Annotated in this window: 9 protein-coding genes, 1 pseudogene and 2 CRISPR repeat arrays; of the genes and pseudogenes, 9 read left to right on the top strand and 1 reads right to left on the bottom strand. The window is 36.0% G+C overall.

The features are described from left to right. Positions 1 to 59: 59 nt before the first annotated feature. From CP366_RS04710 to msrA, 3 genes are all read left to right on the top strand, one after another. Positions 60 to 938 carry a YitT family protein gene (locus tag CP366_RS04710; protein ID WP_061204761.1) on the top strand — a complete coding sequence of 293 codons (879 nt, stop codon included), beginning with the start codon at positions 60 to 62 and terminating at the stop codon, positions 936 to 938. 308 nt (positions 939 to 1,246) lie between these two features. Then, on the top strand, positions 1,247 to 1,993 hold the full coding sequence (locus CP366_RS04715; protein ID WP_089148064.1) for a hypothetical protein: 747 nt from the start codon (positions 1,247 to 1,249) through the stop codon (positions 1,991 to 1,993). A gap of 147 nt (positions 1,994 to 2,140) precedes the next feature. Continuing rightward, a CRISPR array of direct repeats spans positions 2,141 to 2,414; the repeat unit is 28 nt; unit sequence GTATTCTCCACACATGTGGAGGTGATCC. A gap of 1,035 nt (positions 2,415 to 3,449) precedes the next feature. Continuing rightward, positions 3,450 to 4,016, top strand: coding sequence for a peptide-methionine (S)-S-oxide reductase MsrA (msrA, locus tag CP366_RS04720; RefSeq protein ID WP_089148065.1), 567 nt, complete (start codon positions 3,450 to 3,452; stop codon positions 4,014 to 4,016). A gap of 70 nt (positions 4,017 to 4,086) precedes the next feature. On the opposite strand, the gene CP366_RS04725 is transcribed toward msrA, so the two are convergent. Continuing rightward, the gene (locus CP366_RS04725) at positions 4,087 to 4,710 is read right to left on the bottom strand and encodes a M23 family metallopeptidase (RefSeq protein WP_005719132.1); all 624 of its coding nucleotides are present in this window, start codon (positions 4,708 to 4,710) and stop codon (positions 4,087 to 4,089) included. Between the two features lie 432 nt (positions 4,711 to 5,142). Beyond that, positions 5,143 to 7,429: direct repeats of the CRISPR family, unit length 28 nt; unit sequence GTATTCTCCACGTATGTGGAGGTGATCC. Positions 7,430 to 7,779: 350 nt separating this feature from the next. Here CP366_RS04725 and CP366_RS04730 point away from each other — a divergent pair. From CP366_RS04730 to CP366_RS10690, 6 genes and pseudogenes are all read left to right on the top strand, one after another. Then, positions 7,780 to 8,337, top strand: a complete 558-nt coding sequence (locus tag CP366_RS04730) for a hypothetical protein (RefSeq protein ID WP_089148066.1) — start codon at positions 7,780 to 7,782, stop codon at positions 8,335 to 8,337. A 649-nt stretch (positions 8,338 to 8,986) separates the two neighbouring features. After that, complete coding sequence (locus CP366_RS04735) at positions 8,987 to 10,888, top strand: heavy metal translocating P-type ATPase (RefSeq protein ID WP_089148067.1); 1,902 nt, start codon at positions 8,987 to 8,989, stop codon at positions 10,886 to 10,888. A gap of 26 nt (positions 10,889 to 10,914) precedes the next feature. Further along, positions 10,915 to 11,145, top strand: coding sequence for a heavy-metal-associated domain-containing protein (locus CP366_RS04740; RefSeq protein ID WP_013086444.1), 231 nt, complete (start codon positions 10,915 to 10,917; stop codon positions 11,143 to 11,145). After that, positions 11,145 to 11,690 carry a DNA-binding protein gene (locus tag CP366_RS04745; protein ID WP_010580181.1) on the top strand — a complete coding sequence of 182 codons (546 nt, stop codon included), beginning with the start codon at positions 11,145 to 11,147 and terminating at the stop codon, positions 11,688 to 11,690. The genes CP366_RS04740 and CP366_RS04745 overlap by 1 nt, the downstream gene beginning before the upstream one ends. A 19-nt stretch (positions 11,691 to 11,709) precedes the next feature. Continuing rightward, a pseudogene (locus tag CP366_RS04750) lies at positions 11,710 to 12,335 on the top strand (Crp/Fnr family transcriptional regulator). 67 nt (positions 12,336 to 12,402) lie between these two features. Beyond that, positions 12,403 to 12,579 carry a hypothetical protein gene (locus CP366_RS10690; protein ID WP_158227345.1) on the top strand — a complete coding sequence of 59 codons (177 nt, stop codon included), beginning with the start codon at positions 12,403 to 12,405 and terminating at the stop codon, positions 12,577 to 12,579. Positions 12,580 to 12,608 lie beyond the last annotated feature (29 nt).

Consider the following 12,608-nt stretch of genomic DNA (forward strand, 5'->3'; position numbering starts at 1 on the left):
AACTTTTGTTAAAATTAATGTGTTTATTATTAGTATTCGCTCAAAGGATTTGACAAACTATGGATCAACTTGATAAGTTCAATCGACGCTACAATTTTCTTTCAAAATTGTCAGCTGCCTTCTTTTATTCAATTGCGGTTGCAGTTGCCCTGAACTTTTTTTGGACGCCGGGGCATATGTACTCGTCAGGAATCACGGGTTTTGCGCAATTAATTAATACTGTAAGTGAAAGATATCTACCGTTTACATTATCAACATCAATGATGTACTTTCTTTTGAACTTTCCTTTATTTATATTGGCTTGGTTCAAGATAGGACATAAATTTACTTTCTTCACCATCGTTGCTGTTGTTCTAGGTTCTATCATGATGCACGCTATTCAACTTTGGCAGATGCACCTGGATCCACTGGTTTGTGCGATTTTTGGTGCTTCGATCAACGGTGTTGGAACTGGGATGGCATTAAAGAACGGTATTTCAACTGGTGGACTGGACATTATTGGTATTGTAATTAGGCAAAAAACGGGCATTAGTTACGGAAAATTTAATATTTTTATTAATTTGATTATTATCGCTGCTGCGGGATACATGTTTGGTTGGACACGTGCTCTTTATTCCGCTTTAACTATTTTTATTAATGGGCGAGTAATCGATGCGGTTTACACCCAACACCAGAAGATGCAAGTAATGATTGTTACTCAGCACCCACAGCATATTATCGATGGTATTCAGAATCGAATGCATCGTGGAATCACTATTTTGCACGATGCTGAAGGTGCATATAGTCATATTGAAAAGACAGTTTTGATTACCATTATTGATCGATATGATATGTATGATATTCGCCAAATCGTGCAAGGAGCAGATCCGTATGCTTTCATGAGTGTTAGTGAAGTTGAAAAAGTATATGGCCGCTTCAAGGAGCAAGAAATCGTTTAATGGATAGCCCTTAAACCTTGATATATAAGGATTTATAAATAAAATTTGAATCCTAGGGGCACTTTGGGAGCAAAACTATTCAAAAAGAAGCAGAAATGCTCCTTTTTTATTTGGAGTGGCTTTTTGTAATTATGGCTTTATTATTGGTCTTTGTTAAAAGTGATTAAAAATGATATTATTTCGATTGAGGGATGTTGATATATCGTGGATCATTTAGTATTCTCCACGTATGTGGAGGTGATCCTTTCGTATATCGTGGTTATCCAGTACCACAAAAGTATTCTCCACGTGAGTGGAGGTTAAGTTATATGGAGAAAGATATGTTTACAAAGCAAGAATTTAAGCCGCAGGGTTATAAGGAAAATGTCGAAAGGCTTAAACTTTTTTATCACAGTGAATTTTATCAAGACTTGAAAAAGTTATATTCTAATTATTTGAATAAAGTTGAAGATGCTTTATATCAAGATCCGGATTCTAGTGATGAATTTCTTTATATTGCATTAGGTGAAAAATATAAACTCGATGTTTCTAAGAAAAATAACTCTTTTTGTCTTATTGATAAGGTGGGAAACAGTGAAATTGCATTAGGTCCAGATGCTATTTGCGGAGTAAAATGTTTAGCTAAATACTATCCTGATCTCGATGACTGGATCGATGCTTATGAAACAATACGAAGTCAAACATCCCTGCATTTTGTATGGCCAAGACATAAATTACCAACGATCAATACTCTTAGATACATTAAATATTTGGACCGTATTGATTTTACTTTATTTGATTTAAAAAATTATTTTGAAGGTAATAAAAACACGCCGCTTGCTAGAGCTTATAAAAATGAAGTGACTAATCTATGGTTATCTCAATTTTATGATTTTCCATCCTTTGTAAAAAAGATGCAATTAGGACGTTTTGTTGATAAAAAATATAACGTTTTGAACATTGCTAGTCGGCAAAATGAAATCATTAAAAAATTTCCTGCAAAATCAGAATTATCTAATTCTATGCCTATATATGCTGACTCCCTGATTTCTTTAGTAAAAGACAATATAATTTAATGAATGACCAGGCTGAAATAATTTGCAAGCACTTTGTGTAGGTTCTTTTTTATATCGATAGATATTAAAGAAACACTTTGTGTTAAAAGCAATAAAAAATGCTATGATTTTAGGTAGGGATTGTTGCTGTAGCGGGATTCATTTAGTGTATTCTCCACACATGTGGAGGTGATCCTCGCACAGGCTGTTAAGACTTTGCAAACCGATCAGTATTCTCCACACATGTGGAGGTGATCCCAAGAAACGTGCCGAGCTTAAGTCCAAACAGGCGTATTCTCCACACATGTGGAGGTGATCCTGTAATTGTTGTATCGTCGTGTGTATAACTAGTGGTATTCTCCACACATGTGGAGGTGATCCCTCAGCACCGTGAGTGATTCCGCCATTTCCGTAGTATTCTCCACACATGTGGAGGCTAAATAGCTGCTCTGAAAAATATTTTCTATAGAGTGACTGCTTTTGTATATTATTTAAAAATATTGTTGATGGTGCACGGAGATTGCGTTCACTTATATAGTGAAAAGATGCTAAGAAATCTAAAATAGAATCGAGATGAATTGGTAATCTGGTAATCGTAAGAAGGACTTAGCTACTAATCGTTGTATTCAATTTTGATAACAAATTAGTTAAAGAGCAAAAAATATGAAGAATTATAAATTTAATAAGTTTATGTAAAAACAGTGTCATTAAGTTAGGCTATTGATTTTGGTGAAAAAACAATTAAAGCATCATTTGGCTTTAGACGGCCAGATTGATGCTTTTTTGGCATATTTTTCTAAATATCATTCGCGTTACACGTAAAAGCGTGTGTTGTATATAGTGAAAGGAGGCTAAGAGAATCGGAGCTAAGAGGTGACAAATATGCCGAAAGCCCAATTGCAAAGTGCAAAAGAAAAAACCACAAATCAAAGTTCACTTCAAGTTAAATCTTGGGATCCTGGTTTTTGAAATTTCCATTAATTTGGAATGAATAATTGAAGAGGGGGACCGGAACTCCCTTCCTTTTCTATATTTTCATTTTAGTAAATTGAAAGTATTTTTACAAATGAAAAATATAAAATTAACTCATACTGGCAAAAATACTAAATGGTCATTAAAGTTCTATCCTAAAAGAGCTTTGTTAACTGGTGTTTTGATTGTGATTGCTATAGCATTATTGAAAGTGATTTTTAATAGCTAAATATACAGAAGTAAATAAAAAGTGGAATGATAAAAATGAGGCCCGTAAGCTTTACATTAATAAGAGGTCAACGACGAAAAACTTTATTTTAAATCTTGCTATCGAAGATGATTTAGAACAGATTGAAAAGTATATTGAAGAAAGACGCAATAATTTGTAAAGAAATAAAATGGGATGCATCAAGTAATAAAAAGTGCATCTCATTTTTATTTGTATATAATACTAGTTAACTTAAAAAAACAATAAAATTCAAATAAAATGGAGGTATTTCAAAGAATGACAGAGAATAATAAACAAGCCGAAGGCACTGATACCAAGACAAACCCCAACTACGACACAGCAATTTTCGCTGGCGGTTGTTTTTGGTGCATGGTCAAACCTTTCGATACAGTTGACGGAGTAGAAAAAGTAGTTTCTGGTTATACTGGTGGTCATGTTGCTAATCCAACATATGAGCAAGTCTGTTCAGGTACGACTGGCCATACTGAAGCTGTTGAGATTACCTTTGATCCAGCAAAAATATCGTATGATCAATTGCTAAACTATTATTGGCAAGTAACTGATCCAACAGATGCGATGGGGCAATTCCAAGACCGTGGTGATAATTATCGACCAGTAATTTTTTATAATTCACCTGCTCAAAAAGAAGCAGCTGAAAAATCTAAGCAAAGATTACAAGCTAGTGGTAAATTTGATAAACCAATCGTAACTAAAATTGAACCAGCTAAGCCATTTTATCCAGCTGAGGAATATCACCAAGATTTTTATAAAAAAGATCCACTTAGATATGCAATGGAAGAAGCTGGTGGAAGAGCTAAGTTTATCAAGGAACATTGGGATTAATAAAAAGCAGATCATAACTGTTATAAGCTGTGACCTGCTTTTTTACTTTCAATATTTTAGGTTATGTTAACTATTTCTTTAAGTTGCTTTTGATAACCTCGATTGGATTGAGCCAAGTTCCGTTGTTAACGTTCCAATTCTTACATGGAAAACCATATTTGTTTATGTAATCTTTATTTGTTTGAGTAACGCCAAGGTGTAAGTGTGAGCCAGTTAGCTTACCGATCTTTTGACCTAATTTAATCTTTTGACCAGTCTTAACATAAATGTCTTTTTTCTTATTAAAGCCTTCTTGGTAAACTTCAACGTAATTATCAGGACTAATAACCCAGATGAACCAGCCAAGGCCGTTGCCATAAGCAACCTTTTTAACAGTCCCTTGATGAATTGCATATACGTTAGAATGCCCAACTTCTGAAAAACCAAAATCCCAACCATCATGAAAGTAGGAAGGTGGTGTAGTAGAACGCATATAGTTAGTTATGCCAAAAGTTTGTGCATTATACATTGGACGAACACCATTTTTCTTGTTGGCTTTAAACGGATAAGCCCACTTGAGGTTCTTGGGTTGAACTTCAGTTGTATTTTGTGAGTCGTCAAGCGTATCAGCAGAAGCAGTGGTAGTTGATAAACCAACGCTTGAAGTTAATAATGCAGTACCTAACAAAGAAATTATTAATTTACGAAATTTCATTATAAAAACAAACCAGATAAGATCTGATTTTTGTCTCCTCTCTTAATTCACGTACACTATTGTAGCTCAGCAGTTTTACGATAAAGTTACAATTAAATTTCGATTAATAACAAAAAGTTAGTATGAGTATATGTGAATATGCTTTTGGTTAGGCTAGTTAAAAGCGGATGATAAAGCAGTGTCATGGCTAAAGTGTTTGGGTGAAATTCTTAATTGTGAGCAAGAAAGATTGGCAGACAAATAATATTTTTGTTTATTTGTTTAGGAGGAATCATAGCAGAATGATATTATGATTCCTCTTTTTATTTGAATATTATGTCCAGCAGATGTTGTCTATTTAATAAAAATCGATATACTTGGTAGTAGGATCAAAGTGATGAAAAAATGGTGTTTGCGTATTTTCATTTGGCGCTATAAAGGGATTTGTTTACTGTATTCTCCACGTATGTGGAGGTGATCCTACTTTGTAAATTAATATCTCTATTAAGTCTAGGTATTCTCCACGTATGTGGAGGTGATCCTCCAATTTACGATTGGATCAATAAGAAATGGTAGTATTCTCCACGTATGTGGAGGTGATCCCTATTTTAGGCGCTTATACAGCGCAAAATTATGGTATTCTCCACGTATGTGGAGGTGATCCTATTATAAGAAGTATTTTTATTAAAATCATCGGGTATTCTCCACGTATGTGGAGGTGATCCTGTCAATGATTTTATTCTCAAAATCAATATCAGGTATTCTCCACGTATGTGGAGGTGATCCTATAATGGTTTACCAGATACTCTAAAAAGTTCTGTATTCTCCACGTATGTGGAGGTGATCCCTAAGTTTGTCAAATTCACTATTTTTACCAATTGTATTCTCCACGTATGTGGAGGTGATCCCAAAATATTTAGCAGCATGTCCAGAAAATGCTTGTATTCTCCACGTATGTGGAGGTGATCCTAATTTCATTAGCAAGCGGTCTTCCGTTTCTATGTATTCTCCACGTATGTGGAGGTGATCCTATTGTTGTGAGTTTGCATGCCATCTGGTACTAGTATTCTCCACGTATGTGGAGGTGATCCTATCCTTGTTATACTGTTCAATGTAAGTTAAATGTATTCTCCACGTATGTGGAGGTGATCCTATATCTACTCGGCTGGAAACAATCCAAACCGGGTATTCTCCACGTATGTGGAGGTGATCCCAATTCTTCCAGTAACCGGCGCAGCAACATAAGGTATTCTCCACGTATGTGGAGGTGATCCTAACTCAATTAATAATGGTTTGTTAACTCCTTAGTATTCTCCACGTATGTGGAGGTGATCCTACCACTAAATGTTGGTTAGCAAGTGGTGTAAAGTATTCTCCACGTATGTGGAGGTGATCCTCAGAAACAAGGTTCAATAGATGTATACACCTAGTATTCTCCACGTATGTGGAGGTGATCCTGCCGTTCTTTATTGCAGTAAGGATTTAATTTGGTATTCTCCACGTATGTGGAGGTGATCCCCAAATCGTTGACGGCAATTTAAGTGTGATTGGGTATTCTCCACGTATGTGGAGGTGATCCTAAGTTAACTTAACATCACTATCAAAAACATCTGTATTCTCCACGTATGTGGAGGTGATCCTGACGCCCAGTGGAGAGCCCTCAATTTTAGTCGGTATTCTCCACGTATGTGGAGGTGATCCTACTGCAATCTTGTTGTCTTGATCTTTGTTAGCGTATTCTCCACGTATGTGGAGGTGATCCTGATGTAAGAGTTCTAGTGGCCTACATTGACGAAGTATTCTCCACGTATGTGGAGGTGATCCTACTCGGCTTATTAAAATCATTCAGATACGTCAGTATTCTCCACGTATGTGGAGGTGATCCTGTGTAAGGAGGTTGTTTACTAATGACTTTGGCGTATTCTCCACGTATGTGGAGGTGATCCTCACGGTTGAAATGGCTAAGCAACTAGCGATGAGTATTCTCCACGTATGTGGAGGTGATCCTGTATGAAGTAGTGCCCTGCAGATATGTAATAGGTATTCTCCACGTATGTGGAGGTGATCCTGAGTAAGGCAGAGAGAGCACAGTACTTAGCCCGTATTCTCCACGTATGTGGAGGTGATCCTCAAATACGCTATTTTTAGAAAATGGTGTGACAGTATTCTCCACGTATGTGGAGGTGATCCCATGTGTGAGCCACCTTTGCAATAGAACTTACCGTATTCTCCACGTATGTGGAGGTGATCCTAACCATTTTTGTTGTGAAGGGGAATCCCGAACAGTATTCTCCACGTATGTGGAGGTGATCCTAAGTTAACTGGTGGTACTTCATATTTTTGGAAGTATTCTCCACGTATGTGGAGGTGATCCCTAATCCACAGCCTGCTGGTGGTGGTCAAGATTGTATTCTCCACGTATGTGGAGGTGATCCTCACTTGCTCTTAATGCCAGACAGATTCTCTAAGTATTCTCCACGTATGTGGAGGTGATCCCACCAATATTAGCTGTTTTACCGTTTAAACCAGGTATTCTCCACGTATGTGGAGGTGATCCCTAGCAGCCGCAATCAACCAGCACTGTAGTAAAGTATTCTCCACGTATGTGGAGGTGATCCTAGCTTGCTTTGTAGCTTGTAACGTTTTTTCGCGTATTCTCCACGTATGTGGAGGTGATCCTTTGGTGCAGTGAATGAGAAATATGGGAATGCTGTATTCTCCACACATGTTGAGAGTGTTACTGTCCTTGAGCGCACAGATAAATAGCCTATAAACGCTGGTATGCCAGCATTTTTGATAGATGAAAAGTGTACTAATTCCTCTTTTGGTGATTGGAATTAGTACACTTTTTGCTTGTTGAGCTAGAGGGTCGAGTGGATAACGTGCTGGATTTTTAGGTTGTATAGATAAGTGTCCGTTTTGGGGAGTTGAGTTGGTTAAATTGATGAGAGAAGCAGTAATGGTTGATATGACGATAAGATAATGGATGTTAATTATTAAAGATATTTATAATCAAAGATTTAATCAATTTTTGTAAAATGCTTTTATGCTAGATTTATATCGCAATAATCAAATGGAAGGATGAGAAATATGGTTGACTATATTGCAAAAATTAAACCAATAAATGCGGATAAAATTGAAACACAGGCGCATGGAATAGCAACATTCAGTGAAAATGGTAATAGCCTTCATATTCATGTGGAAATGTTTGATACGCCTGCCAATATTGAACATTGGGAACATTTCCATGGATTTCCAGATGGGAAACAAGCTCATGTTCCGACGCTAATGCAGGACGTGAATCATGATGGCTTTATTGATTTACCTGAAACAGAGGCAGTATCTGGGACAACGATGGTTCCTTTTGATGATGCACCACAAGAAATGAACATTCCCCATGATGGCTACCCAGTTGCAGATAAATACGGTCATTATGAATATGATAAGGATGTCCCATTAAAAGATTTACAAGCAAAATTTAAGCAAGCATTTGGTAGTGACGATCTTCAATTGGATAAACTAGTAGTTTATGTTCACGGCGTATCAGCGGATCTTAAATTACCATCTAGCGTTGCCGGTAATGTTATGAGTTATGATGCACATACAACTTTGCCAATTGCTGCTGGAGAGATTAAATTGGCACATTAATTTTTATAGAATTGAAATTTGAAAGCTAGAGTCTATGCTTTTTGCATGGTTTCTAGTCTTTTTTTTGTATATTCTCTCTTTTATTAAACGAAATTTACACGATAAAACTGTGATTTTTTGCTTAAAAGATAAATATAAAAAGACACTAGTATCTTGATAACAGTCAAGTCACCTAAATTGTTTTTTACCTATGATATGTAGTGTCAAGAAAGGGAGAGGTGAAGTTTGAAAAAAAACAGTGAGTTGAAAAGTATTTTAAATAAAAAAGGACACACCAAATAAAGGTTAACATTAATTCAAAAAATTAAATATTAACCATAAAACCTTGACTTTGAGCAAATCTAATAGCCTGCTTAAAAAATTGAGAAAGCAAGTTAAACATTGACTGCGAAAACCTACACAAACGAGTCGTTTATACAAAAATAAGTTTACGTGCTCAAAGTCACATTCAGTTGTGCTTGAAAGGTTAAGCTACATATATAAAAATTCGAGGTAATAGAGGAACTATTCACTCATTTCCCCATGATTTGTAGTGTGTAAAACCGCTTCCTCACAACTAATATATTAAAAAGTAAGAGTAAGGGACAACGGATTTGTTTTTCATGGCTCTGTTGTCCTTGAGTCAAAGACGAAAGGAATGTTTATAAAAATGATTAAGTTACAACAATTTTTTATGAGGTACAAAAAGCAGCTTTTGCTTGTTAATACTATTCTGCTGTTGCTTGCTGAAGGAACTAAATGGCTATTGCACATGAATTTACCATACCAGGCTTTAATGCTTATCGTGGGGATTGTCGGAGTGCTTCCAATTGCTTTGACGGCTATTTCATCTTTAAGGGTTAAATTAATTCCTATTGATGTTTTAGTATCGCTGGCGGTAATCGGTGCCTTCATTATTGGTGAATTTAATGAAGCAGCCATTGTTACTTGGCTATTCATGTTAGGAGATGTACTGGAAGAATTAACCCTAAAGAAAACGCGGTCAGCCGTTGCTGATTTAACCAAAATGGCACCACAGACTGCGTTAGTTGTTCAAGATGATGGCTCAACTGAGAAAGAAGACGTCGATTTCATTGATCCTGGTGAGAAGATTTTAGTTAAAACTGGTGATCAGGTTCCAGTCGATGGCAAGGTTATTTCAGGTTCTGGTTATCTTAATGAAGCCAGTGTTAACGGTGAATCTAAATTAGTTAATAAAAAAGCCGGTAATGAAGTATATGCAGGAACTATCCTTGAAAACGGTACATTGACTGTCGAAACTACCGCAGTCGGTGAAGATACGACTTTCGGTAAAATTATTGAAATGGTTGAAGAAGCACAAGATACAAAGTCACATACAGAAAAGTTAATTAACCGGTTTTCCAAATATTACACTCCTGCCGTACTTGTAATTGCGATTGCTGTGGGCCTAATTACTAAAGATCTTAAGTTAGCTATTACGGTCATGGTGCTAGGCTGCCCAGGTGCTTTAGTTATTGGTGTGCCAGTATCTACAGTTGCTGGTATCGGTAATGGTGCTAAAAATGGCATTATGTTTAAAGGGTCGCAAGTAATGGATCAAACTCACCGGATTGATGAAATTGCTTTTGATAAAACCGGCACTTTGACTGTTGGACATCCAGAAGTTAGTGCAATTGAGGTATTAAATGGGCCCAAAGATGAAATTATTAAATTAGCTGCTCAAATTGAGCGTCAAAGTAACCACCCCTTAGCTCAGGCAATTGCCAAATTAAATAAACAAAAGCCAGCTTCAATTAAAGTGGAAACTGTTAAGGGTAAGGGAATCATCGCCACTTTAAATAATCAAAAATATTATTTAGGTAACCAAGACTTAATCGTTGAAAATACCCGTACCAATGCAAAATTAGATAAGACAATTGATCATTTGAGTCAATTAGGTAATTCAATTGTCACTTTTGCCAATGAGGACCAAAGTCAATTAGCTGTTTTTGGCATTAAAGATCAATTGCGTCCAGAAGCTAATGATGCTTTAACCCGCTTAAAAGAATTAGGGGTTAAAAAGTTAGTTATGCTTTCTGGAGACAATCAAGAAACTGCTGAACGAATTGCGGCGAAGTTGTCAATCGATGAAGTTCATGGTCAAATGTTGCCACAAGACAAGGCTGCTTTTGTTAAAAAAGAAAGAGCCAAGGGACACCATATTGCTTTTATTGGTGATGGGATCAATGATAGTCCGGCCTTAGCTAATGCTAATGTTGCAATTGCCGTTGGTAGTGGGACGGATGTTGCCATTGAAGTTTCAGACATAGTTTTAGTTAAAAATGACTTGCGGAAGATAGCTTATGCCATTGGCTTATCCAAAAAGACAATTTTGAACATGAATGAAAATATCGTGATGGCTTTACTGACAGTCTTATTGTTGTTCATCGGTTTGTTTGCGGGTTATGTTGAAATGGCAAGTGGGATGTTTATTCATGAATTTAGTATCTTAATTGTTATCTTGAACGGGATGAGATTAATCAAATTTCAGCAAAAAATTGACGATCATCAAGTTTATAATCAACAAAACAAAGTAGCATTAGATATGTAAATTAATAAGGAAGGGTGAATCTAATCATGAAAAAAGTAATTATGAAATTATCTGGCATGACCTGTCCTTCATGCTTAAGCAAAATTGAAAGGGCGGTTGGTAGTTTGGATGGAACCGACCAAATCAAAGTTTTATTCAATGCAGGAAAGCTAAAATTTACACTGGATCCTGATAAGACTAAAACTGTTGATGTCAAGACAGCTATTGAAAAAATGGGTTATGAAGTACAAGGAATTAAGGAAAAGGAGCTTAACTGATGAATGCAGAAGAAAAATACCAGGCGGAATTGAAGCAAAGCGACCTTGATCACCATCAGCCAACTGCAGCTGCCATGACTGGTCACATTATTTCTAACTTGTTAATCCATTCTTTAAAGATTAACCAAGCTAACTTATTTGCTAAAGGATCTGCTAGTCTTTTTTTAGCCGAAAAAGCTGCTGGTTGGATTGCTTATGAACGTCAGGAATTTGACCAATTGAATCACTTATTGGTTAATAATGGTGAAAGTATTCCAACAATTACAGCTCAATTTAAGGAATATACTATGCTAGAAGAAGATGGCAGTAGTAAATATTTAGCAGATGATAAGCAATTATTTGCCTTGGTAAAAGATTTTGATACGCAAACGCTCTTCATTACTAAGGCAATTGCTTTAGCTAATAATGAAAGTTGGCCAGAATTATCTGCTAATTTAACTAATTTAATGGCTTGGATTAAGGAGCAAATTCGGGTAACTCAAGACTTCTTAGGTCATGAACTAAAAGAAGGATTGTATGTCGAAGACGACGATGATGACTTTTAATTAAAGGACGATGAATTTAATGGCTGATTTATGTGTTAACTTAGTACCACTATTTAATGCTTTACCTCAGGATGAGAAGATGCAAATCGAAAAATTAGTTCAGCATAAAAACTATCAAAAGGGTGAAGTAATAATTGATCCAACGATAAATGATAATTTAGTAATTATCGCTGATGGTAACGCTAAGCAGTACACCTTAGATGAAAACGGCTATGAGAATGTTTTGCAAATCTTGCATACGGGTGATTATATTGGTGAGGATTGGCTTTTGGGTCAAGAAAATATCAATAATTACCTCTAGGCTATGAAATTTGTTTATTAAAACGGCAGGATCTACTGAAGCTGATGCATAAACAGCCAGAATTAAGTATTCGATTATTGGAACTAAATATTGTTAAAGTTTCGGAAATGCAAAAACAAATTCACTTGTTGGCTTTGCCGAAGGTTGAAGACCGGTTATTAAAGTATTTACAAACATATGCAGATGAAATTGGTAAAAATAATTTTAACTTACCCTTAAAAATGAAGGACTTAGCCTTATACCTTGGAACAACACCTGAGACCCTGTCTCGTAAATTTGCTTTATTAGAAAAGCAAGGTCAACTGAAGCGTCAATTACGTCGAATTGAATTATTCGAAAATTAGTTTAATTAGGCAATTATTGCTTAGTTGATAATATACACGTTATATCATTATGTTAATTTGGGGATGCATGTTTCCACTAATTCAAGGTAGTGATATTTGGTCATCGATAGTGGGGATGTTATGGATTGGCGCTTGGATACTAATGGGACCGTTGAAAAAGGGATTAACTATTAAATTTGTTACTCCTAAACTCGATAAGAAATACCCATTAACAATCAACCCCATTGATAAGAATCAAGAATAACGGAATTTTTCAGGAAGTTTAAATACCAG

It is taken from the genome of Lactobacillus sp. UMNPBX15 (genome assembly GCF_002553785.1).
Taxonomy (GTDB): domain Bacteria; phylum Bacillota; class Bacilli; order Lactobacillales; family Lactobacillaceae; genus Lactobacillus; species Lactobacillus crispatus.